Origin of the sequence: Streptomyces sp. NBC_00086, assembly GCF_026343255.1 — a bacterium.
In the GTDB taxonomy this organism is placed as follows: Bacteria; Actinomycetota; Actinomycetes; order Streptomycetales; family Streptomycetaceae; genus Streptomyces.
Genome location: NZ_JAPELZ010000002.1, coordinates 246,828 through 270,005 on the forward strand (window position 1 = coordinate 246,828; position 23,178 = coordinate 270,005).

Below are 23,178 nucleotides of genomic sequence, written 5' to 3' on the forward strand. Positions count from 1 at the left end.
CTCGTGTAGATGGCTAGTGCATCAGCTCGGAGTGGGGGTGCTCGGGCGCCGCAGGGCAGACGTAGAGCTGCTGGTCGTAGCCGCGGCCGATCTGGACGGCAGTGGGCTGGCTCCGTTCGTAGGGGTCGAAGCCTGGAAGTGATGCATCTTCCGGTTCCTGGTGTGCGAGCCAACTGCTGTCGTCGTTGTCCTCGTACGTGGCGATGGTGAGCAGGGCGTCCATGTCTCTGCCGCAGGTCGGGCAGGGCCGGGGGCCCGGGTCGGTGGTAGTCCACCGTGGCCAGCCGCCGACCTTCCAGCCGGGCGCGCCGGCCAGTTCTTTGTCGTAGAACTCCTCCGGCCACGGAAGTTCTTCGCTGTCCATCTCCACGTTGGCGGCCTGCCACACGCTCAGGTTCCCCAGCTGCTCCTGCAGTTCCTTGCTCACCTCCAGGTGGTCGGGGTATTCGGTGACCTGCTCCGGGTGGAGCAGGCACGGCTCGGGGAGATAGTCGTCGAACTGCATCGCGGGCGGTTCGGGGGGCGTGGCGAGGATGTCGGTGACCGTGGCTGCCGACCGCCAGAACAGCGCGGTCTTGGGCATGATCGGGTGGTCGAAGGGGCACCACAGGACCTGGAGCAGGTCCATTCCTTCGGGTATGGGCAGATCGGGCACGTCCCGCTTGTACAGCTGCGCGACCGGCAGCATCGCGATGGAACCCTCATACGGACCGATCGCGACCTTCACGGGGTGTTTCCGGGGAGGGATGATCCGCTCCAGGGTTTCTCGTTCCTGCTCGGTCAGGATCCGTCCGCGGGAGGCGGTAGTGATTCGCCGCTTTAGCCTCACGTCCGCCGGCGACAGGGCCAGGTCGTTCCCGTCCACCACATGAGGTCCCTCGCAGTGCGGCCACGGCTCGCCGGCGGGCCACAGCAGCGGTCCGCCGATGGAGCTGTCCTGCGGTGACGGGGTCCCCCGGCGGGGGTGCAACCGGGTCGCCGTGCGGGCCAGCGGAGCGAGCTGTGGGAAGATCACGGTGACGTCGTACGGTCGGGGAGGCGTCGTCGGAGTGCTGTTCATAGCCGCGATCTTGCCAAGTGACTCTGACAACGGAGCTCGTCGTTGACGCAGCCAGTGCCGCAGGTTGCGTCGTAGACGTGCAGGGTGGAAGGGCTGGGAGTTGGGGGCCGATGACGGAGCCTCCGGGGGAGGCGCTGCGGCACGGTGGGGGCGCCGTACTGCTGGTGCTCACCTGCCAGGGCCGTACGGCCGGCAGATCCGCGTCCGGCAGGCGCAGATGACCGCCGCGGCCACCCACAGCGTCGCCACGGCGCCGGGGTGGTCCACCAGCACCACGGACAGGCCGGACACCATCGCGACCAGCAACACCATCAAGGGCCAGTCCCGCTTTCGGTACCGCCCGAGCCGCGCGGCGATGGCCGCGTCGAGGCTCTCGCCGAGGAGCTCGTCGAGAGCCTCGGCCACACGGTCGTCGATGAGGTCGCCGAAGCGGCCCTCAAAGAGAAGCGGATCGCCGCAGGACACCCGGGTTGTGGTCATCGAGCTGTCCTCCGTCATCAACTGGTTCGCTGCCATGGCCACAACTCTGTCCGTCAAAGCCTCCGCTGCCAGGCCTGCCTGCCCACGGACCGGCGGTGGGTTTTCCCTACCTCGGACTCGTGGGTTGTCCGCGTGCCGCTGACGCGGGCCACCCGCCTAGTGTTTTCGGAGTCAGCGGATGAATCGAGAAGCATGGGACCGCGATGGACGAGTACAGGAGCCGGGATGCCGGCCCCGACAGGTGGTGCGGGCCGGATCAGGTGACCGGGAAGCCGAATTCGCAGACGGGTACCCCGGGCCAGGTTCTGCCGCGCAATCCCGTGCGGGCCCTGAAATCGCCCCAGCTGTGGTTGGCGTCCGCGCACCTGGCGGCCGACGGCATATCCGCGCTCGCCGGCTTCGCCGTGCTGATGCTGCTGGTGACCGGCATCTGCCTGCTGCCGGTCGCCCTCATCGGCGCACCGCTGGTGATCGCGGCGGCCTGGCTGCTCCATCGGCTCGCCGATGCCGAGCGCGACCGGTACGCCATCCTGTGCGGGCTGGAGATTCCCGCACAGCCGGCTCCGGAACTGTCCGTGAACCTGCTGCGGTCCACGCTCACCGTGCTGACCAGCCGCTCGACGCGGCGGCAGGCCTGCTACTTCGCGCTGCTGATCCCGGTGTCTGCCCTGAACGTGGTCGCGGTCGCCCTGGCCTGGGCCGGCCCGATGATGCTGGCCCTGCTGCCCTTCTACTACGCGGAGCTGCCCCTGGGGCGGGCCGCGATCGGTCCGCTGAACATCGACAACACGGGCACGGCCTGGGCCGTCGCGGCGGTCGGAGTGCTTGCCGGCCTGACGGTGTCACCGGTGGTGGTACGCATCCTGCGAGCCCTGGACATCTCCCTCGCCCGCACTCTGGTCGCCACATCCCGGGACACCCGACTCACCCAGCAGGTCGCGTACCTGACGGCCAGCCGGGCACGGGTGGTCGACGCCGCGGAGGCCGAGAGGCGGCGGATCGAGCGCGATCTGCACGACGGTGCGCAGCAGCGTCTCGTCGCCATGGCAATGACTTTGGGCCGGGCCAGCTCACGGCTCAAGGGCGCGGGACACCCCGAAACCGTGGAGCTGATCGAGAGTGCCCGCAGCGAAGCCCGCCAGGCCATCACCGAGCTGCGCGACCTGACCCGGGGACTGCACCCGCCGGTCCTCACCGACCGGGGGCTGGACGCCGCGCTGTCCGCGGTGGCCGCCCGTTCCCCGATCCCGGTCACGATCGACGTCGATGCCGTACCGAGGCCGTCCACCACGGTTGAGGGCATCGCCTATTTCGTGGTGAGCGAGGCCCTGACCAACGTGGCCAAGCACGCCGCGGCGAACACCGCCTGGGTGACGATCCGCCGTATCGACGACCGACTGACGGTGACGATCGGCGACAACGGTATCGGCGGGGCGACCCTCGGGCGGGGCAGCGGCCTGAGCGGCCTCGCGGACCGGGTCTCCGGGGTCGACGGCAAGCTGACGGTCTCCAGCCCGGTCGGCGGGCCGACCCTCATCGAAGTGGACATGAAATGCGCGTAGTGATCGCCGAGGATTCCACGCTGCTGCGGCAGGGGATCGCCCTGCTCCTGGAGGAGCAGGGCATCGAGGTGGTGGACGCGGTCGGCGACGGCGAAGCCTTGCTGAGAGCCGTCGCCGAGCACCATCCCGACGTGTGCGTTGTCGACGTACGCATGCCGCCCACCTTCGTCGACGAGGGTCTGCGCGCCGCACTGGTCATCCGTAACCGCTGGCCCGAGGTCGGCGTGCTCGTCCTCTCCCAGTACGTCGAGGAGAGCTACGCCATCGACTTGATCGCCGACGACACCAGAGGGGTCGGCTATCTGCTCAAGGACCGGGTCTCCGACGTCGACGACTTCGTCGACGCCCTGAAGCGGATCACGCTGGGGGACACCGTCCTCGATCCCGAGGTGGTCAAGCAGGTTCTGGCGCGCACCCGCAAGCGGGACCCGCTCACCGCGCTGTCCCCCCGGGAGAAGGACGTCCTGTCAGGCATGGCCGAGGGCCGTTCGAACTCGGGGATCGCCGCACAACTGGTCATCGGTCCCGCCGCAGTCGAAAAACACATCAGCAACATTTTCGCGAAGTTCGGACTGCACCCGGAGGACGGCGAGAACCGCCGGGTCCGGGCAGTCCTGCGCTACTTGGGAGCTTGAAAGCAATGTCCTCTGTCAAGAGCCGGTTCATCATCAGCAGCGGCCTGATCGTCCTGCTCGTCGTCGTCGCCGTAGGCGCCTGGTCCGTGCTCAGCGTGATAAAAGGCCGCGAGAGCTTCTCCGCAGCCGGCCAGGCCGACGCGTCCGCCGCCACCCTGCTGAGCATCGACACCGCGAACGCGGGCGTCCAACTGAAGGCAAGCAGCGACTCCTTCGTGCATGTCTCCGCCACCGGCAAGTACACCGGCAGCACCCCGCCGAAGCTGACGACCAGCACGGCCGGCGCGATCATCACCGTGTCCCAGTCGTGCTCCGGCGACTGCGACGATTTCCGTCTCGACATCTCGCTGCCGGAAAAGCTCGCGGTGAAGGTGACCACCGTCGACGGGGGGACCACCGCGCGAGGCCTCGCCGGCAGTCTCGACATCAGGACCCGCTCCGGGGGCATCGACCTCACCGACCTCTCCGGGCCGCTCGCCCTGAACAGCACCACCGGCCAGATCCATGTGGCCGGCGCCACGTCCGACCGGTTCGAAGCCACGACGACGGATGGCGAGGTCAGGGCCGCATTCCGCACAGCCCCCACCATGACGAACGTGACCACCGGCACCGGCGGCGTCGACCTCACCCTGCCTTCCTCCGGCTACTACATCCAGGCCACCAGTGCCAACAGCACCCCCAAGATCGACATCCCGGTCGACCGCAAGGCCAGCCACACCGTGACGGTGAAGACGAACAACGGCGGTATCGACATCCACCATTGACGGAGGCCAACCGGAATACGCCGGAAATAGGAACAGGCGTGCCGTCAGGCGGACACGGGCAGACGTCAATCAGCCGGGAACCGCGTGGGCGTGTTTCATATGTGGTCAGCCGACGCGGGTTCCGTCATGGACATCAGGCCGCTCAGCCCGTCCCGCACCTGTTCGACCTCTACATCTCCGAACAGGGCTTGCTGGGCGATGAACCCCTGCGCCAGTGCCATCAAGGAGCGCGCCACGCGGTCGGCCGGTACGTCGGCCCTCATCAGTCCGGCCTCCTGGTAGGCCGTGACGATCTTGCTCCAGGTCTCGTGCATCTCGTCGAACCCCTGGCGCAGCACCTTGGCCAACTCCGGGTTGCGCAGCGTTTCCGCCCATACCTGCAGGGCCACTCGGGGAAACTCGGGCTCGTCGCCGGCTCCCGGGCCGCCGCTGCCGAGCACCCCTCCGGCCAGCACATCGCCGAGGGTCTGGGTGAGCAGTACGTCAGGCAGTGGCGGCGGGTGCTCCTCGGCAGCTCGCTCGAACGCGGCCCGGACGGTGGCGAGAGCCTCGGTCGCGATGGCCGCGATCAGCTCGTCCTTGCCGGTGAAGTAGCGGTAGACCGCGCCCGCGGAGAGACCGACCTCGCGCAGGACGTCCTGCATCGACGCGGTGTGGAAGCCGTTGCGGCTGAAGCAACGCGTGGCGCCGTCCAGAATCTGGCGGCGGCGGGCGTCGAGGTGTTCCTGGGATACGCGAGCCATGCGCTCAACGTAGAACGAGCATTCGTTCTTGACAAGCGTCACCGCCTGCAACACAGTGACCCATCTAAAACGAATGCTCATTCTTTTTGCTTTGGGAGTCTTGATGTCCACCGCCTCCGCAACTTCCGCACCGCCGTCTCCGCGACAGGGCAGGCGTCTGATCGCTGTCATAGTCCTGATCCCGGTGTTCGTGACCCTTGCCCTGTGGGCGTTCGCATGGCCGGCCAGACGGATCGCACCGCGCGATCTCCCCATCGGCGTCGCGGGCCCCGCGGCGGCGGCCGAAGGCGTTCAGAAGCAATTGCAGCAGAAGCCGGGCGCGTTCGAGATCCACCGGTACGCCGACGAAGCCGCGGCCGGCGCAGCCATCGAGGCCCGGACGGTATACGGCGCGGTCGTCGTCACCCAGCAGGGCCCGAAGCTGCTCACCGCCTCGGCCGCGAGCACGGTGGTGGCCCAGCTGCTGCAGCAGGCAGTAACCGCGGGGAGCCCGCAAGGCACGCAGGTTCAGATCACCGATGTGGTCGCAGCGCCGGCCAACGACCCACGCGGCGCCGTACTCAACTCCAGCCTGCTTCCGATGACCCTCGCGGGAATCGCGGCCGGCGCCGTCATCACGCTCCTCGGACTGCGCGGTACCCGCGGAGTCCTGGCACTTCTCGGATCGGCCGCCTTGGTCGGCATCGTGGCAGCCGCGCTCACCCACAGCTGGCTCGGCGCGCTCACGGGCAACTGGTGGGCCGAAGCCGGCGCACTCGGCCTCACGGCCCTCGCGGTCGGTGCCACCGTGGCCGGGCTCGCGGCACTGATCGGCCCGGCCGGCATAGGCGTCGGCGCCCTGCTCTCCATGATGGTCGGCAACGCGTTCTCGGGCATGACCTCCGCCCCTGAGCTGCTGCCCGAGCCGGCCGGGCTGATCGGCCAGTGGCTGGCGCCCGGCGCTGGTGGCTCACTGGTGCGGTCCGTGGCGTTCTTCGACGGCGCAGGGGCCGGGCGGCCATTGATCACGCTGACCATCTGGGTGATCGCCGGCTTGGCCGCCGTCCTGCTCGCCCGCCCGCGCCGCCCCGCCTCCACATCCGCCGCCGTGCCGCGGCAGGCACCGGAGGCCGTTCCGGTCGGCTGAAGCCGACCGGAAGCCAATCGCGGTGACAGCCGCCTCAGCTCGCTCGGATGGAAAGCCCCTACAGCGAAACACCGAAACCAATCCCCAAGGGCTGAATGCCGGCCGTGGATCTTCGGGATCGTTCTGGGGACGTCGGAGCAGTGCGGGTGGCAACCGGCCCCGCCGCGCCGGGCGTGCCACGTCACCGCCCTCATCCGGGAGCGGGGCGAGAGGAACCGGAAGGCCACAGATCCCGCGGTGCCGTTCGTAGACGGTCTTCCACGGACCGAACCGTTCGGGCAGGTCGCGCCACTGAACGCCGGTCCGCACCCGGTGCAAAATCCCGTCGATTACCTGCCGGTGGTCCCGCCACCTGCCACAACGCCTGTTGCTGACCGGCAGGAACGGCCTTAGCCGTTCCCACTCCGCATCGCTCAGATCACCCCGCCCCATGTCCACATCAACGACCCGGACCCACGCCCGTCACAAGATCACACGAATTCTGACTCTCAGTCCGCGATAAAGGGTGCGTACCCGACCGGCACCTCGCTCACCTCAAGGTCTGAGAAGACCAAGGTCAGATCATGAGCGTTGGTCTCAATGTGAACCTCATGGAAGTCGATCCCGACAGCCTTCGACCAGCGGAGGGCAGCCTCCGACTGGAGACGAAGCTCGGCTCCGTACAACTCGTGATGGTTCGCGCCCCAGACATAACCGTCGAGGTCGATGGCGGTTTCGCGGTCGAGGAGCCGCTCGTCCAAGGAATCCCGCCAGGTATCCGTGGACAGGAACGTCTCGCATCGGGCCTCGACGCAGTACCGGAGGAGATACCGCAGGTAGGTCGACGGGCTTTGGGGGCCGTCCCACACATTGATGATGACCTCGTAGTCGCGCATGTAGGTGGTGTATCCGTGGTGCACGACAACGGCTTCGATGGGCTCGTTCAGCGTCCGCTGAAGTTCTGCGGTGTCCATGCCGCTCTTCTACCTCACTCGGCAAGCCCTTCGACAGCGAGATTCAGAGCGTTAGGCACTCGTCGGCTCAGAGATCGCCCGGACAAGTCCTAGAATCCCGGCCCGCTGATTCGCAGCCATCCTTGCGAACTTCAATCCGTGCAACCTCGCACGCTCAAACACTTGAATTTCCGCTAGCAGAACGCAACCGGAAACGCTGTGCAGATTGCTAGGGTTCACGCGCATTGAGGGATGCCAGTTAGAGCGGCTAAATCGAGCGAAGATCATCAACAGCATCCAGAACCTGCGCCAAACCGGATCCGACTCACAACGGTTGACTTCTCTGTCGGGAAGCCGACATGAACCGAAGGGCTCTACGGCTGTAGCCGTAGAGCCCTTCGCATCTATCGTTCAGCAGGGACCATTCGAGGCAAATTTGAGAGCTAGGGACAATCCGATTTACTAGGATTCTTTTCGCGAATCGCCCATGATGTTCAGAGCTTCACGTGCCGCCGCGACGACTTCACCCCAAGCTTGAGAATGAATTATCTCTGCATCGTTTGATGCAGAAGACAAAGCAGAATCAAGCGCAGAGTTCAGGACAGTCATTGCAGAGACTTCCACGTCGTCAAAAAGAACGAATCCCAGCCTCCCGCTCGGCTCGGCCAAGACGCCCGAGTCGTCGAAAAAGTCTAGCGCTTCATCAAGGCCGGATCCACCTGAGGGTTGACGCAACCAATTCTCCTCTTGCCAATCTCTATTCCCTAGCTTGTCCAGCCAGTCAATCAGTTGCGTTCGTATCCATGGCGTCTGAAGGTCATGACCCTTAGGGGGCATTCCAAGTCCTCCACGTCTGCCACTCGCTGAGCGGAATGTGAGCCTCTACCGGATAATCCTGTATTCGCGCATTGGGGGGCAGGAGCTCACCTCCACGCCCTACGATTCTACCTCCAGAGTTAATCACTACGTGATCAACTTGTTGCGTAGCCCACTGAGAGTTGAGGTCTCCCCTGTCGATGCGAACGCTGTCTTGGCCCCTCGGGGCGCGCCACACAAAACCTGCCTTATTGTCATTCTTCTTATACTTGCTCGTCATGTGGGGCCCCGACCAGTTATTCGGGACCTTCGCGCTCCCGTACGGGAACCAACCCGGACCGACTGGCTTACCTCCGGCGACAGGGCCGCTGGGCCCCGCCTTCGCTCCTCGCAGAGCGAACGTACCTAGGCGAGCACCTCCTACGAGTGAGCCCCATCCCATTCCTTCTTCGAATGCCGAAGAGCTCAGATCGACTCCGTGATCTTCTGCCACACCCCCGAAGCATGGCTGCGTGACAAAAAGGCCCTTGTGCTCAATACATCCCCCCGTCAATACCTGAACTGCCCCCAACACTAGGCCGACCTTGAAATCTTTGTCATTCCCGTGCGGCTGCTCCACCCATTTCGTTTTGCATTCGAATCGGCCGCACGTGGTCTTGTATTGCCCCTCGGGAGCCGGCGGGGCACTGCCGCCCTGTGAGACCTTCGGTTGGCCCGGTTCGTTTCCTGGGGTGGTGTTTTCCTGTTCTGTTGTGGGCCTGGTGGGACAGTCGATCTCCGCGCACCTGCCGGTGGGGTCTGCTGTGGTGACAGGGTTGTTATTGGCATATCCGTAGCCGTTGAGCGACTGCGGAGAATCAGGCATCAACAGCGGGTCGACGCTGATGAATTGACCGATGTTGGGGTCGTATTCGCGGGCGCCGATGTGGGTGAGCGCTGTGTTGGTGTCGGCGGACTTGCCGAGGAAGCGCTTGTCGTCCGGCCAGGTGCCGACGGAGTCGCCGCGGGGCGCACCGAATGGAGTGATGTAGCGCTTGCTGACGGTTTGCTCGTCGCCGCTGTCGATGGCGACTGAGGAGGTGCCGTGGTGGTCACCGGAGAGGAAGGAGACCTTCGAGGTGCCTGTCTCGTTGCTGCGGACCGCTACGCGCTGGCCGCCGAGGGTGTAGTAGCGGTTGGCCCACTTCTTGGTGCCTTCGAGGTGGACCTCGGTGGCCCCGGCATAGAGGATCGTTTCGCCGCCGGTGTTGCGGCGGATGAACAGTTCACCGTCGGCGTCGTAGAGGTAGGTGGTGGTGTCGGTTCCCTCTGCGAGCTTGCTGAGCTTGTTCTCACCGCTCCAGGTCAGGGTTTGACTGGTAGTGGTAGTGGGTCCGCGCAGGCGCTTGGTGGTATTGCCACCGTCGTCGTAGGTGTACTGGTCCGCGACACCCGTGCAGTCGGCGTTGGCGGTGGTGGAGACGAGGGCGTGCTTGCGGGTGGTGTCGTAGCAGTAGGTGCGGTCGGTGGTAGCGGAGCTCGTGTGCGTGGTTTCCGAGGCGCGCTGGCCGCCGGCGTTGTAGGTGTAGGACTTCCAGTAGGAGGCGGGACCTCCGAGGTTGGCCGTGGTCCGGCCGATAGTGGCGCAGTCGGCGGTTTTCGGGGTCCAGGCTTCGGTGACGCGGCGCTGGCCGTCGTAGGTGAAGCACTGGTAGTCGGCCGCGCTGGCGCCACTGACCGTTGCCTTGTCGAAGATCGACTTGACGTTGCCGGCGTCGTCATGGGTGTACGTGCTGTCCTGGACGAGGCCGTGGGTCGGCTCGTAGACGGTGGTTGCCTTGAGGCGGCCCGTGCCTTCCTCGAAGGTGTTGGCGATGTCGACGTCCTTGACGCCGAGCGCGCCCGAGCGCGAGAGCTTCATCCTCTCAAGCCGGCCGAGGGGCGAATAGCCGGCGCTCTGGACGTACCCGCTGGTACCGGAGAGACCGTCCGGCAGCAGATAACTGTTGTAGTCGGTGGAGATGGTCTCCGAGGGGAGGCCGCCGGCCGCAGGCTCGGACGTGGAGGAGACGGTGCCGTCTTCCCAGAGGTTCGTGCCGTATTTGGTGGTCGCGCTGACGGCACCCGAAGTGACCAGCGGGTCGTCGGCGGGCAGCGTCAGCTCGGTCTCGCTGGGGCGGCCGAGGTAGTCGTACGCCGCGATCTTCTTGGTGTAGGCCTTGCCGGTCGTGCCGCCGACGTAGCTGGTGGCGGCGGTCGGCGCACCCCGCAGGAGAGTGTCGTAGGTCCAGGCGGCCAGCTTGTTGGCGTCCGTGCGGGAGGTCTGCCACTTGCCGGTCTTGCGACCGAGCTCGTCATAGGCGTACAGGAGCGTGTTACCACGAGCGTCGACCGTGCTGGAGACCTGGTCCAGCAACGAGTAGTTCGTGGTGGTCGTGCCACTGTCCGGGTCGGTGGCAGTGCGCTGACGGCCGAAGAGGTCGTAGGTGTACGACCACTTGGCGCCGTCCGGCCCGGAAATCGTGGCGGGCGTACCGTCACGGTTATACGCGTACTTAACGCTGGTGTACGCGGTACCGAGAGTGGCGCCGTACGCAGCGTCGTCCGGCTGCTCGCCTGAGTAGGTGCGGGTTTCTGTCGTCCGTCCCAGCGTGTCGGTGATGATACGAGCGGCCGTGCCTCCGTCAGGCGCGGAGGTGGCTACCGAGTCGCCGGTGTAGCTGGTAGTCGTGGACCACTTCTTGGCGCCGTTGACCCACAGCGCGGCGGTCGTGGGCCGGCCTGCACCGTCGAAGGTGGTCCTGGTCTGCGGGAAGGGCCCTCCGGCGGTGACGGCGTCGTAGTCACCGTCCGGCGCGTTCTTGTCGTCCCAGGCATCGGCGTACGTGTCGTAGGCCAGGCCGCGGGAGTCGTAGCGGGTGTCGGTGAGGATCCGTCCGCCGTTGGGCGAGATGGTCTGGGTCTGCAGCGGACGCAGCAGCGAGTCGGTGATGGAGTAGACGGGGGTCTGGTAGGTGGTGTTGTCGTGCTTGAGCTGGGTGACGGAGGTCCAGGGTGAGGAGCCACGCTGGAAGGAATATCCGTACTTAATGTTCGGAGACTCACCCCCGGACTGGCTGCGGTTGCCGAACCATGTACCGGTGACGCGTCCGAGAGCGTCGTACGCGCTGGTGGTGAGCTTCGAACCGGCGTCCACGGTTCTGATCACCGCACCGCGGGCGGGGTCAAAGTAGGCGTAGGTCCGGTGGGTCTGCCCGTTGGAGTCCAGCACGGGCTTGGCGCTCACGCTGGCCGTGAGTGGGCCGACGGTCGCCGGGGTGTAGGCGGTGGTGGAGGTGTTGCCTGCCGCGTCGGTGGCGCTCAGGGGCCGGCCGAGGGTGTCGTAGGTGGTGCTGGACAGCTTCTGCCAGCCGTCCGTCTCGGACGGGGTGCGCGGATTGGTGCCGTTGGCGGCGGGGTAGGCCTTGGGCCGGCCTGTCCAGGTCGCCAGGCCCTTGGTCGGGACGAGCCCGTCTTTCCAGCCGGTGACAGTGGCGTCGTCGTAGACGGTCGCGGTGTCGGAGATGACGTCACCGCGGGTGGTGAGCGAGCTGGGCAGGGTCAGCTTGTCATCGGTGACGTCGTTGCCGTCGGCATCGGTGCACGCCTGGGCCACGGTCCGGGTACGGGAAACCAGGTCGGTCAGGCCCACCGCCGGGTTGCGGGCGTACCAGGTGTTTGTACAGGTATCGTCGCCGCTCTTGTACGAGTCACCCAAGGCGTTGACACGCGTGACCATGCCATACGTGTCGTGCAGGTAGTCGGTCTGGGTCCGACGGAAGGTGTCGGAGGTGGTGAGGTAGGCGTAGCTGTACGTGCGCGAGGTACGAACCCGCGAGGCAGTGATGGTCTTGTCGACGATGGGCTTGCCGTCGCTGTCCTTTGCGACCTGACCCGCATCCGTCATCTTGTAGACGGTCTGCGTGGCTGTGTTCGTGTACCCCGGGTAGTTCAGGGAGGACCCTATGACGGTTGCGCCGTTGTAGGTGACCGTCTGGCGAAGGAAGCCGGATACCTGGTCGTAGTCGGTGTAGTCCGCGATCGCGATGGAGCCGGTGCCGTCGATGTCGATGACGGGCACCTTGTTGGTGCGGGTGACCTTCGGGTCGGCTGTCTTGTCGCCGTACATGCCCTGCATGTACACGTTGGTGGTCTTGGAGCGGTTGGAGCCGGCGCCGGTGTAGGTGGTGACCCTGCCGTATCCGCGCCAGCTGGACCAGGTGCGATCCTTCTCCTTCGTCATGGGGTCGTCGTTGTAGCGCCAGCCAGGCTTCTCGTACTCGTACGAGGTGGACACGGTGGCGGCGGTAATGGCGTCCTTGGTGGTGACGTTGGTGACGCGGTACTTGTGGAACCAGTCCAGGCGCGTATCACCGCCGTTGACCTTCCACTTAACCGGGTAGCAGGGGCGCGTGGCGTCGTCATTGTCGTCGACCGCGGTCGGCATCTTGCTGCCGCTGACACACTGCGGGTCGGAGAGGGTGACCTCGGTCGTCGCTCCGGTCTCCGAGGTGATGGTGCGGATGCGGGGACGGTTGATCGGCAGGATGTCGTCAGTCGGAACGTCGACCCGGTTGGGCCGGTTGTCATAGGTGAAGTCGACCGGGTTCAGCTTGAGGGCGGTGCCGTTCTTGCCGGTGCGGATGATCGACTTGAGGACCAGGCTCCGCTCGCTCGGGTCGTTGAGATCGACCGGAGCCGTGTACCCCGAGACGAGGGCATAGGAATCGACGTTGGTGAATGCGTCCGGCTCAAGTGCAGTGGACCACACCTGCGTGGTGATGTTTTCCAGGCGCTTGCGAGTGAAGAACGAAGGCCCCGTAGCTTTACAGTCCGTCGCGCCACCAGCGCAGATGGTGTCGAATGGTACGTCGGGCCAGTTGTCGGCCGTGTCCTCCGTGAGCGAGGAGCAGCCGGACTCGCAGCGCTCCGTATAGGTGAACTCGACCCGTCCGGAGGCGATGCCGGTGAAGAGTGCGTCAGCCCGCTGGCCGTACTTGATCTCATTCAGATAGCCGCCACGGTTGTAGCCGATAGCGGTTGTCTTGTCGCCGTTCTTCGCGTAGTAATTGGCCTCCTTCGTATACCAGTACGTGGAGGCGTTGCCCTGCAGGTCCTGAACCAGGTCGAGGTTCCAGCGCCAGGCCTGCTGAACGGCACGGCCGGAGAAGCTGCTGCTCTTCTTGTAGCCGGGCTCGCCTTCGTCGTCACCGAAGACGGGAGCGGTCCAGACCGAGTTGGTCTCAGAGCCTGCGGGCGCACCAGGAAGTTTGTTCAGGCCGAAGGTGTAGGTGGTGCCGGTGCTGGTGACTACCTTCCAAAATTCACCGTCGGTGTCTTTCGGGTCTGTGGTGATGTCGCCGTCATCGTTGCTGCCCGCACCGTGCCCGCGGATGACCTTCGTGGCGTCGTCGTTCTTCAGCCGCCAAGTGTTGCCCGTCGCGTCCGAAGGGTCCTTGACCAGTTCGTTGGCCTGGCCGTTCAGGACGAGGGAAGCGTTGTCGTACTTCCAGCACAGGTCGTCCTTGCCCGTCTGGGCGTCGTCCTCGCATGAGCCGTACTTGCGCTCGATGTAGGAAGAGGAGGACAGGTCGAAACCCTCACCGACCTGGGAACCCTGGTTGTTGGTGTTTGCAGTGAGCCCGTCGATGGAACCCGAGTCGTACGACAGGGACAGGTCCGGCACAGGGCCGGCTACCGCGGGAGGCACCGTGATCGGATAGGACCAGCTGAACCCTCCCGATGACCGGCCCGCCTGCCAGCTGGAAGAGCTGGCGAGCGGGGTGGCCTTGTAATCGCCGCCGCCCGAAGGCGAGGCGAGGGTCGTGGCCATCACCGCGAGCACGGTGGGTGCGGCCGAAGCGGCACTCATCAAGGGCGTGCTCGGGAGTCCGTCCTGAGAAGGGAGCAGGACACTGCCCGTGGCGGTCGGCTTTGCGCCGGCCAGGTTGACGTTGGCGGACAGCTCATGGCTGGCGATGTCGTTGTTGGAGGCGAGGGGTGTGGTCGTGCGGCACTCCGGCTTGTCCGGAGTGGTCAGCGCGCAACCGGGCAACGTCACCAGGCCCAGGCGGGTGGACCAGGAGCCGCCGATGGCCGATGCGAAGGAGTCGTAGTTCACCTCGACTCGTGCGGTGCCGGGGGTGGCGGCGGTGGCCGTGAGCAGCACACCGGTGATGCCGGCCTTGCGGGCCGCCTGCTGGTCCAGCACCTGCACCGTGGCCTGCCCGGAGGCGGTGGCGCCCGCGCGGGCGCTCTTGGCCGGCCGGGTGACGGCCACCAGGGAGTTGGCGGCCGGGGCGCTGCTCAGGTCGTTCTTGAGGGTGGTGGGCTTGGGCCAGGTGTTCTTCGGATTGGCCTTCGCGCGCTCGGCTTGGGCCTTGTCCTCGGCCTTCAGCTTGGCGATCAGATCGGCTGAGGCCACCGCCTTGACCGGCACCGAGTTTACCTTCGCAGGCCGGTGCTGGGGGCTCGACGGTCGGCCAGGTGCCTCTGCGGCGCTAGCGAGGGGTGCGATCGAACCGGTGACGGACAAGGCCAGGGCGAGGACTCCGATGATCGGTGTTCTCGCCAACAGACTTCTCTTTTTGGACACAAAAACTCCTGAAGCGGACGAGCCGCAAGGTAGAGGTGCGTGTGACTAGCGATGGGCACACGGAGAGGAGGGGGCGGCAGGCCGAGGTCGCGTTCTGCGACCCCGGCCGCTCAGCGCAGGCCCTGGCTGCCATCGGCCGGCGGCAGCCGTGTCTGGACTAGGTCAAGTCCTTGACCTGTTCGGCGTCATACATGGCTCCGGACCACACGCGCACGTCGTTGATCTTCCCGGGCATGAAGTGGGCCCAGGCGCCGTCGACGAAGCTCGCGCCGACCAAGAAGAAGGTGCTGTTGGACTCGGTGGCGTAGTAGGAGCCCTGCTTGGAGACCTCGTTGCCATCGACGTACAGCTTCAGCTCGTTGTCCTGAGCGTTATGGACGACGGTGACCTGCACCGATGTGTCGAACTTCGACGTGGGCGGGCTTGCCGACCAAGTGCCGCTGCCGTCGGCATTGCGGCGGCCGAAACACCATTGGCCGAACGCGGTGTCAACATTCGCACCGGTGTCGTGATCGGGGATAGGTTCGGTAGCGGTCTTCTTGAACCACAGGCCCCATGTCGCGCCGCTGTCGGCGCGCTGGCTCAGGACCTGCGCGATGTACCCGTTGGGCTTGGCGGCGAGCTTTGCCGGGTCGAGTTCGACTTCGGCCGTCGCGGTGAATGACCCCATTTCGTCGACGAGCGCGCCTGCTGCCCATGCGGCGTCTGTGGTCCCGTTGAGGACCAGCTTCCCGCCGGCGATGGTCGCTCCCGTCGACAAGGTCAGGTCGCGGTCGTAGCCGGAGGTGTCCGGCAGAACCCTTCCGGCGACAGTGTCAGGGTTCCAGCGGGCCGCGAGTTCGACCCTGTTCTGGCCCGTGGCCTTGTCGTGCATCCGCACGTCGGTGCTCAGCGATGCCGCGCTCAGGTCGGACTGCCAGACGGTGACCTCGTCGATGAGGCCGGGGAAGTCGTTCCCCCAGGCGCCACGGTCCTTATTCCGGCCGATCGTCAGGGAACCGGTTGCAGCCACGGGCTTGAAGTCCGAGGGCAGGTCGATCCCGCCCTGGTAGTCGCCGTTGACAAACAGATGCAGCCGCTTGTTCGTCTTGCTGTACACGGCGGCAACGTGGGTCCACACCTTGGGAACGGTCTTCGCCTTGGCGTTCACGACGTACTTGGTGCTGCTGGCGGTGGAGTCGTCCGTGGTGGGCAGCGAGACCGACCAGGTTCCGCCCGCGTGGTGGGTGATCGCGACGGCGCTCATGTAGTTGCCGGCCACGCCCGCCATGGTGAACGTGGTGTCGACCCGGTCGGGGCGTACCCAGCCTGCGATGGTGAAGGACTCCTGGGTGTTGATCACGGGCCCGGAGGTCGCCGCGTAGTCATCGACACCGTCGAGCCGCAGAGCTCTGTCCTCGTCATTGATGTTGGTGAGCCATCCGCGGCGACCGTCCGAGGGGCGAAGGGCACCATTGTGCAGGCCCGCCGGATTGGGCGAGAGGTCCCTGGTCGCGGTGTCTGCAGCATTGTCACCGGACATGTCGTGGAAGTTCCAGTGCGCGAGCGGGTCGGGGTCCTCGTTGACGGAGAACCGGACCAAGGACATCTGCCCCAGGCGCCCGCCGTTCACGGCGTCCACGCCCCTGACGTACAGGTTGTTCAGCCCTGCATGATCCGGGGCAATTCCGATGGAGGAGCTGGCTGTCGCCGGCACGTAGTTCCATTTGGTGTCCCCGTCCATCTTGTACATGTACTGGACGACACTGGAGTCCTCCCCGACGGCAGGACGGAAGGTGAACTTGCCCGGTACTCCGGGCCTGCCCGCGGCCGTGCAGCTGGTTGAGGTGCACTCGGTGTAGGGGCCGCCGAACGAGATCCGTGGGAGGCCGGGAGCCGACGCGTCCACCTTGAAGTAGCAGGTGACATAGTCGCTTCCCGCGGTCGCCGCTCCGGCGGCGAAGGACCTGGTCCATGTGAGCATGCGGTACGTCTTGCCGTCCTGCAGGGTCGGCATCAGTTCCGGTTCGGCGCGGACCGAGGCATTAGCCCCGTAGAAGCTGTTGCTGGGGCTGTCGATGAAGGGGCCGCTGTTGACCTTGACCCAGTTCGACCCTTCCTGCCTCTCGATGAGGAAGGCCACACGCAGCCGCGCCTCCGCCTCGCCACCCGGATAGACCTTGGCCGTGGCACGCAGATCGGGATCGGTGCGCGAGATGGTGGTCGCTTCAGCGAAGTTCTTCTCGCACGGGGTGCCGTCGATGGTCTGGCCTGTCGGCGCAGCCGGGTTGCTGATGTAGTCCACGGAGAGCGCGGCGTCGTTGCGGAAGCGCTTCCAGGCGCTCGTGTCGTACTCGTTCTGGGCCCGCAGTTCCAGAGTCAGTGGAGACTTGCCGGTCGCCCAGGCCTGGACCGTGGGTGTCAGGTTCTCGTCCGGTTCATCGGGATTGTCGTTGAACTCGATCGGCGCAGCCGGAGAGTTCGGATCGCACGCCGATCCCCGCCCCGCGGACACCGAGCGGTCGCCCATCAGGTCTGCGTAGGCCGGCTTGTTTCCCCAGGTCGTCGACTTGGTGAACTTGCCCGCCGTACGCACAAGCCACACGTTTCGCGGTTCGCACTGGAAGGCCCACGGCTCCGTGATAGTGAAGGTCGCGTCCAGGACCCTCTTCCCGCGCAGGTTGTCCGGCGTGAACTGGAAGTAGAGCCGCTGCAGGTACCCCGGGCCGCAGTAGTAGCCGGCCCACGACCCGCACTCACCCACACCCTGGCCCATGTTGTCGTCGGCGTTCTCCCAGCCGTACTTCGCGTATCCGTCGTTGCGCAGCAGAAGGCGCTCAACGTTGTAGTCCGCGTTGACGGACGGGTCGATGTACAGAGGAAAGGCCGCAGGATCCTTCTGCGCCATGAGCTCGGCGTCGGGGACCACCGTGAGGCTCGTGGCGTCTACAGCCAGGGGCAGGCTTGCCGTCTGATCGCCCTGACCAGGACCATCGAACGGTGACTCACCACCCTCTCCCGATCCGGCTGCGGGACTCGGCTCTGCAGCAGTCACCGCGGCAACGGAGTGCATCGCGGTGGAGGCCGCCTTGGCCGTTGACTGAGCAGGCGCGCTCTCCGAGCCGCTTGAGTCCCACATCAGCGCCGGCGGCGCCTCGAAGACCGTCTGACCATCACTGTTCCAAGCGGTCAGCCCGTTCTCCTTGGACCCGGAGACCTCCAGCCCCTTGGCCTTGAGAGAGAACTTGACTTCCTTCAGCGCCGGACTTGCTGCGGCCTGGGGAGTCTTGACGACGAGGACCTCACGGAAACCCTCCACCGTGGCCGTCATACGAAGGTCGACGCCCGGCAGCACCTCCGCGTAGGTGGCACTGGCCCCCTCAAGCGTCGGCTTGGGCAAGGACTTGGCCCAGCCCAGCGCGAGAGTGCGGCCTTCCCGCTCAATCTGCACCAAATCTGCCCCGGCACCACCGCCCGAGAAGCTCAGACCGACAACGGCAGCTTTCGGCCCCACCGTTCCGTCCGGACGGGTCACCAATGTTGCATCAGGCTCCACCCAGGCGCCGTCCGCGCTCTTCACCCGCACAGGCACGACCGACTGGACGAGACGGAACGTCTCCCCATCCGGGTTTGCATATGTGGTCGTGAACTCCGAACGCTCACCGATGACTTCCACGCGCCGGCCGCTTTCCGCGGCCTCCTTCAACGCCCGCTGCCCCTCAGGCAGTGGAACCTCCGACGCGGCTGCGCCGTACGCGGGCGGCAGTCCGACCAGCAGGGCCAAGCCACACAGGGCACTCAGAGCACGGCGAAGCCGTCTCCGTTCTCTTACTGACATATTCCCCACCCGAGAAAAACAACAAGGGCCTCCCCCGGGCCCACGGCAACGGCACTTAGGGCCGGACGCCAAGACTAAACATTCGATTAAAAATGATCAACACACGTTTGGGCCGAACTTTGCATTCTCGATATTCACGCAAGTGCCGTAAATGGGTATTCCAATTATTCGCTGATACTTGGGGGCGTTTTGACCTGAAATACGGCTCAGCTTGACGCCGACCCGCCCCAGGCAGGGTCGATGGCAGCAGCCTTAGACCCCGTCGTGGTGCAGAAGATTGCGAATTGGCCGTCCTGACTCTGCTCGGCGGTGAAACCGCTTCCCAAGACGCCGAAGCTGGCACGGGCGCGGCCGTCCCAGCGGGCCGGGCGGCACACGCGAACGTGCACCACGCGGCATGGCCGATCTTGCTGGACTGTCACGGAGTGGCCTTGCTGCCTCGGTCGAGATCCTTGAGGAACTGCCGTTGGCCGTCCAGGAATCCGTCCGCGAAGAGCGAGCGGGGCGCGAAGAGCGCAGTGAGCGTGATCTTGAGGTCTGACTGCTCGATGGACCGCTTGATGAGGGAATGGGTCGCGTCCGGGTAGCGCTTGGCCGTCAATGCACCGCCTGCGGCCAGTACCTCGCGGTAGACGCGCTCCGTGTCGGCGACGTCTACGTTGATGTCCTGGCCCGCGAGGGCCAGCAGCACCGGTACGCCGCGCAGGGCGCGAAGGTCTTGCGTGGCGTCCGCGGTGTAGTTCTTGGAGATGAAGCCCCAGCGATCGGCGGTGATGCCGTCCGCGTCGCCGTCCATGGCCTCGATGTACTCCTCGAAGGTCGCGTGGCGTTCCAGCAGCCGTCGGGTGGTGTCGCTCTTGGCGATCGCCGCGTCGGTACGGGCTGCTGACGCGCCGTCGGCGCGCAGTTCGGCGAGGAGGTTGTAGCGGCCTTGCTGGAGCCAGTTGATCGCGGGCGAGACGGCGATGACGAAGCTCACGGGCGTCTTGGCGGCGACCTTCGGCAGGACCCAGCCCGCCTGGCTGACGCCCCAGAGGCCGATCCGGTCGCCGTCGATGTCCGGGCGGCCGCGCGCCCAGGCTATGGCGGCGGCTGTCTCCTCGGCCCGGTCGTCCATGGACTGGCCGAGCCAGTTCCCGGGCGCACCCGCGACGCCGGGCTTGTCCCAGGACAGGGAGGCGTAGCCGGCCTTGGCGTTCGCTTCCCACATGGGCCGGTACCCGTCGTCGTGGGTGGCGTCTACGGGGCCGTCGCCGTGGACGTACACGACCAGGCCGTGGCGTTTGCGGCCGTCCTTGGGGGTGGCCAGTACTCCGTTGAGGGTGTGGCCGCCGTGGCGGATCGATACCCGCTGCTCGTCCATGGCGTAGGAGTTCTGCCACAGCACCACGCCGCCGAGACCGGCGGCCACGACCAGGACCGTGACGAGTGACCACACGGCTATGCGGAGCCCGCGCCGTCGGGGCTGGATCTTTGGATACATGGGATCTGACCGCCTCTGTTCGGGTGAGCGAGCCTAAAACTATCACCGCAAGCACGATCGTCGCGAGAATGATAGTTTTGAGTTTCGGGATGCAGCGAGAAAAGAGGGCACGGTATGGGGCTGGACACGACGGACACCGGTACTGGACCGCTGACGGTCCGGCGCGGCCTTCCGGCCGGCGCCGAGCGGCGGGCGGCCGAGCTGTACTGGGAGGCTTTCGGCCGCAAGCTGGGCCCCGCGCTGAACCCGCCGGACAAGGCGGTGCCCTTCATCGCCGCCCACCTGAACGCCGATCGCGCGGTCTGCGCACTCATCGACGGCCGGCTCGTCGGCCTCGCCGGCTACCAGATCGGCGGCCGCGCCCTCACCGGGGGATCGGCCTCCGCCGTGCTGCGCGCGTACGGACACCTGCGAGGACTGCACAGACTCCTGCTCCTCGCCCTGTTCGAACGCCACCCGGCCCCCGGACAGCTCGTCATGGACGGCATCGCCGTGGACCCGGGCATGCGCGGGCGTGGCGTCGGTAGCCTGCTCATCGAGGAGGTGGCCGCCGTCGCGGCGGAACAGCACTGCTGGGAGATCAGACTGGATGTGATCGACATCAATCCGCGCGCCAGGGCCCTGTACGAGCGGCTCGGCTTCACGGCCGTGCGTACCGCGCACACGCCCTACCTGCGCGGGCTGCTGGGGTTCGGAGCCGTGACCACCATGCGTCGCGCCGTCGCAACGAGAGGAGCACGAGAACTGTGAGCGCCGAGACGGACCACGTCGAGGTCCCCACCCGCATGCTCGTCCACGCGCTGATCCGCGAGGACGGCACCGTCGGCGCGGACGAGCTCTACACCGTCGCCAACACCCTGGGCATGAGCGACCAGCAGGTGCGGCTGTGCGTCAAACGCCTCGTGGCCGAGGGCCGGTTCACCCACGAGGGCCGTGGCCGCAAGGCGGAGCTGCACGCGACCGAGGACACCACGCGTGCTCTGGCTCCCAACGCGGACTTCCTCCGGCACGCGTTCCAGCAAGACGCCGGGCTCGCGCCCTGGGACGGCGTCTGGCACCTGGCCGCCTTCGCGGTGCCCGAATCGGCACGCACGGCCCGGGACGCCCTGCGTGAAACCCTCGTCCACCTCGGCGGAGCCCCGCTCCAGGGCGGACTGTACGTCTGCGCCAACGCCTGGGAACCGTACGTCGAAGAAGCGGCCCACCGCCTCGGCGCCCATGGCGCGCTCACCCTTCTCACTACGACCGACCTGCGCAAGGGCGACACCCAAGAGCCTGTCGAACTCGCCCGCCGCCTGTGGTCCCTGCAGGAGATCGCCGACCGCTACCACCGCCTCAGCCGCATCGCCCGGCCCCGCCTCGCCCGGCTCACCGGCCCTGCCGGACTCTCCGCGTCCGCACTCCTCACCATCGCGGTCGAGCTTGCCGCCGAACTCACCCGCGCCATGGAGCCCGACCCACTGTTGCCTCCTCAGCTCCTGCCCCAGCCCTGGCCCGGCACCCAGGCCCGAGAGCTCATCGCCCGGTGCTGGGCGGCCCTGCACGAACGAGACGGCGGCGAAGCCCGCCCGGCCCTCTTCCGCCTCTACGCCGACATCACCCGAGAAGCTGCAGACCGAGCCGCGCGCTGAAGACGGGACAGAGGACGCGCACTTTGATGCGTATCCGTTCTGGCGTCCGCCGGAGTGAGTGGTTGTGTGCCTGAATCCGTGGTTGTTGGCCGGGCACCGAGCCGGCTCACCGCACACGGCATCAACCACCGTGATGCCGTTCCGCTTGGGGCCGAGGCCTTGGGGCGCTCCTCCTCAAGATCGCTTGCTCTCCAGGCGGACGGCTGACAGAGTCCGGCAGACGGCCGCAGTCGGGCGGCGTCTTGGGGAGGGTCGCCGTGGGTGTGGGAATCGCGTTGCTGGTGTTCGGAACGGTCTCCGTGGGCTGGGGATCCGTGTTGCTCTTCAACCTTCGCGGTACGGCGGACAAGGCTGCGGCACGCCGCAACACCGGACGGGCTGTGACTGCTGCCCGGACGATGGACTTGAGCCTCACCGAGCCGTCGCAGCTCGGCCCCTGGTTCTTCCGGCTCATGGGCGGCTTCATACTTCCCGCCGGCCTGGCCCTCTGCCTCGTGGGCCTTGTCTTGACGGTCGAAGGGTGACCCACCGCTTCACGTGCCGCTGATCCGGCCGGGACGTTTGACATCGAGAGCCGCGCACCTCGTGGCCCGGGAGCCTGTCGTGGTGGTCCTACTGCCCCAACCGGCAGGCACGGGCCCGCAGGGTGCCATGCCTCGCCCTCCGGAAAGGAATGGCTGTGGCGGATATTTCGTGACGCACACGACGGCGGGGAGGGGACCGATGGTTGGCTCATGCTTGATCGCTAGTGCCGGGGCCCGGGGCCTGCATGCTTTGAGGGGGGCCGCGGTGGTGGTCGGTGAGCTGGTGCGTGCAGAAATGCGACGCGTCGATTGGGCGTCGTTGGAGTGCGGCTGCGGTGACTCTGCGGAGCATGTGCCGCTTCTGATCGAGGCGATCATCACTGCTGAGACGCCCCAGGACATGATCGGATACACCCTCGATGGCCATGTCGAGGGAAGCACGATCATCTTCGAGTGCACTCCGCCGGCGGTCGGCGTGATCATGGCCGCGCTGGCGGGCGACCTCTCCACCCTGGCACGAGAGGTGCTGCTGCAGACGTTGTCCTTCGTGGCCGCGGGTTCCTGCGACTACGGGCCGACCGCGGGAAGTGAGGGTCTGGGCGAGGGGTGCAGGCAGCACGTGCAGCAGGGGTACTGGAGGCTTGTCCAGATCGGGCTCACGGGTACTGCGGAAGACGCCGAAACAGTGGCGGACATCTGTGAGTCCTTCGGGCTCGGCGGTGACAAAGCTGTCTTCTACCAGGCCGAGCTTCGCGACCGCGTGCACGCGAAGACAAAGCGGGGCGCGTCGGCTCTGCCACGCAGTGGTGTCGGACCCGTGGCTCTGTAGGCGGATTCCGGATTCCGAGAACACCTGTTGCCCGGGGGCAGGAACGCTTCCCCTCTCCGGAAATCGATATCGCCGAGTTCAGAGAACGCCTCGATCCTTGCTTCAGGACGGTGATTGTGCTCGGCACGATGCGTCCAGGAGGACGCGGCCCTGATGAACAGCG

Annotated in this window: 16 protein-coding genes and 1 pseudogene; 8 read left to right on the plus strand and 9 right to left on the minus strand. The window is 66.3% G+C overall.

The window, feature by feature from the left end:
* Positions 1-13: 13 nt before the first annotated feature.
* Both OG276_RS38275 and OG276_RS38280 read right to left on the minus strand, forming a co-directional pair.
* A complete protein-coding gene (locus tag OG276_RS38275; protein WP_266914005.1) occupies positions 14-1,060 on the minus strand; it encodes a hypothetical protein in 1,047 nt (348 codons plus the stop codon).
* Positions 1,061-1,228: 168 nt separating this feature from the next.
* Positions 1,229-1,576, minus strand: coding sequence for a hypothetical protein (locus OG276_RS38280; RefSeq protein ID WP_266914007.1), 348 nt, complete (start codon positions 1,574-1,576; stop codon positions 1,229-1,231).
* Positions 1,577-1,890: 314 nt separating this feature from the next.
* Between OG276_RS38280 and OG276_RS38285 the strand changes: the two genes are divergently transcribed.
* From OG276_RS38285 to OG276_RS38295, 3 genes are read left to right on the plus strand one after another with little or no spacing between them, the layout of a single operon-like run.
* Complete coding sequence (locus tag OG276_RS38285; protein WP_266914008.1) at positions 1,891-3,102, plus strand: sensor histidine kinase; 1,212 nt, start codon at positions 1,891-1,893, stop codon at positions 3,100-3,102.
* Positions 3,093-3,737 (plus strand): response regulator transcription factor, encoded by a 645-nt coding sequence (locus OG276_RS38290; RefSeq protein WP_266914009.1) that lies wholly within the window; start codon positions 3,093-3,095, stop codon positions 3,735-3,737. The genes OG276_RS38285 and OG276_RS38290 overlap by 10 nt, the downstream gene beginning before the upstream one ends.
* A gap of 5 nt (positions 3,738-3,742) precedes the next feature.
* Complete coding sequence (locus OG276_RS38295) at positions 3,743-4,501, plus strand: DUF4097 family beta strand repeat-containing protein (protein ID WP_266914010.1); 759 nt, start codon at positions 3,743-3,745, stop codon at positions 4,499-4,501.
* A 95-nt stretch (positions 4,502-4,596) separates the two neighbouring features.
* On the opposite strand, the gene OG276_RS38300 is transcribed toward OG276_RS38295, so the two are convergent.
* A complete protein-coding gene (locus OG276_RS38300; RefSeq protein WP_266914011.1) occupies positions 4,597-5,244 on the minus strand; it encodes a TetR/AcrR family transcriptional regulator in 648 nt (215 codons plus the stop codon).
* Positions 5,245-5,347: 103 nt separating this feature from the next.
* Between OG276_RS38300 and OG276_RS38305 the strand changes: the two genes are divergently transcribed.
* A complete protein-coding gene (locus OG276_RS38305) occupies positions 5,348-6,370 on the plus strand; it encodes an ABC transporter permease (protein WP_266914170.1) in 1,023 nt (340 codons plus the stop codon).
* Positions 6,371-6,604: 234 nt separating this feature from the next.
* Here OG276_RS38305 and OG276_RS38310 read toward each other — a convergent pair.
* The 6 genes and pseudogenes from OG276_RS38310 to OG276_RS38335 all read right to left on the minus strand — a co-directional run.
* A pseudogene (locus tag OG276_RS38310) lies at positions 6,605-6,802 on the minus strand (transposase); the annotation flags it as partial.
* 56 nt (positions 6,803-6,858) lie between these two features.
* Positions 6,859-7,323, minus strand: coding sequence for a hypothetical protein (locus OG276_RS38315; RefSeq protein WP_266914012.1), 465 nt, complete (start codon positions 7,321-7,323; stop codon positions 6,859-6,861).
* 441 nt (positions 7,324-7,764) lie between these two features.
* On the minus strand, positions 7,765-8,037 hold the full coding sequence (locus tag OG276_RS38320) for a hypothetical protein (RefSeq protein ID WP_266914013.1): 273 nt from the start codon (positions 8,035-8,037) through the stop codon (positions 7,765-7,767).
* Positions 8,038-8,128: 91 nt separating this feature from the next.
* On the minus strand, positions 8,129-14,575 hold the full coding sequence (locus OG276_RS38325) for an RHS repeat-associated core domain-containing protein (RefSeq protein WP_266914014.1): 6,447 nt from the start codon (positions 14,573-14,575) through the stop codon (positions 8,129-8,131).
* A 313-nt stretch (positions 14,576-14,888) separates the two neighbouring features.
* Positions 14,889-18,494 carry a LamG-like jellyroll fold domain-containing protein gene (locus OG276_RS38330; RefSeq protein ID WP_266914015.1) on the minus strand — a complete coding sequence of 1,202 codons (3,606 nt, stop codon included), beginning with the start codon at positions 18,492-18,494 and terminating at the stop codon, positions 14,889-14,891.
* Between the two features lie 472 nt (positions 18,495-18,966).
* Entirely contained in the window at positions 18,967-20,031 is a 1,065-nt protein-coding gene (locus OG276_RS38335) for a S9 family peptidase (protein WP_266914016.1), read from the minus strand.
* Positions 20,032-20,145: 114 nt separating this feature from the next.
* Here OG276_RS38335 and OG276_RS38340 point away from each other — a divergent pair, with 114 nt between their 5' ends.
* From OG276_RS38340 to OG276_RS38355, 4 genes are all read left to right on the plus strand, one after another.
* Positions 20,146-20,781: a GNAT family N-acetyltransferase gene (locus OG276_RS38340; protein ID WP_266914017.1), complete on the plus strand. Its 636-nt coding sequence runs from the start codon at positions 20,146-20,148 to the stop codon at positions 20,779-20,781.
* Positions 20,782-20,816: 35 nt separating this feature from the next.
* On the plus strand, positions 20,817-21,662 hold the full coding sequence (locus tag OG276_RS38345) for a PaaX family transcriptional regulator C-terminal domain-containing protein (RefSeq protein ID WP_266914172.1): 846 nt from the start codon (positions 20,817-20,819) through the stop codon (positions 21,660-21,662).
* Between the two features lie 257 nt (positions 21,663-21,919).
* Positions 21,920-22,186 carry a hypothetical protein gene (locus OG276_RS38350; protein WP_266914018.1) on the plus strand — a complete coding sequence of 89 codons (267 nt, stop codon included), beginning with the start codon at positions 21,920-21,922 and terminating at the stop codon, positions 22,184-22,186.
* A 265-nt stretch (positions 22,187-22,451) separates the two neighbouring features.
* Positions 22,452-23,015 carry a hypothetical protein gene (locus OG276_RS38355; RefSeq protein ID WP_266914019.1) on the plus strand — a complete coding sequence of 188 codons (564 nt, stop codon included), beginning with the start codon at positions 22,452-22,454 and terminating at the stop codon, positions 23,013-23,015.
* Positions 23,016-23,178: the final 163 nt, after the last annotated feature.

Excerpts from the sequence above, each read along its gene's own strand:
- OG276_RS38335 (WP_266914016.1), bottom strand. The coding sequence starts at position 20,031 with ATGTATCCAAAGATCCAGCCCCGACGGCGCGGGCTCCGCATAGCCGTG.
- OG276_RS38290 (WP_266914009.1), top strand. The coding sequence starts at position 3,093 with ATGCGCGTAGTGATCGCCGAGGATTCCACGCTGCTGCGGCAGGGGATC.
- OG276_RS38340 (WP_266914017.1), top strand. The coding sequence starts at position 20,146 with ATGGGGCTGGACACGACGGACACCGGTACTGGACCGCTGACGGTCCGG.
- OG276_RS38280 (WP_266914007.1), bottom strand. The coding sequence starts at position 1,576 with ATGGCAGCGAACCAGTTGATGACGGAGGACAGCTCGATGACCACAACC.
- OG276_RS38300 (WP_266914011.1), bottom strand. The coding sequence starts at position 5,244 with ATGGCTCGCGTATCCCAGGAACACCTCGACGCCCGCCGCCGCCAGATT.
- OG276_RS38275 (WP_266914005.1), bottom strand. The coding sequence starts at position 1,060 with ATGAACAGCACTCCGACGACGCCTCCCCGACCGTACGACGTCACCGTG.
- OG276_RS38315 (WP_266914012.1), bottom strand. The coding sequence starts at position 7,323 with ATGGACACCGCAGAACTTCAGCGGACGCTGAACGAGCCCATCGAAGCC.
- OG276_RS38305 (WP_266914170.1), top strand. The coding sequence starts at position 5,348 with ATGTCCACCGCCTCCGCAACTTCCGCACCGCCGTCTCCGCGACAGGGC.
- OG276_RS38345 (WP_266914172.1), top strand. The coding sequence starts at position 20,817 with ATGCTCGTCCACGCGCTGATCCGCGAGGACGGCACCGTCGGCGCGGAC.
- OG276_RS38295 (WP_266914010.1), top strand. The coding sequence starts at position 3,743 with ATGTCCTCTGTCAAGAGCCGGTTCATCATCAGCAGCGGCCTGATCGTC.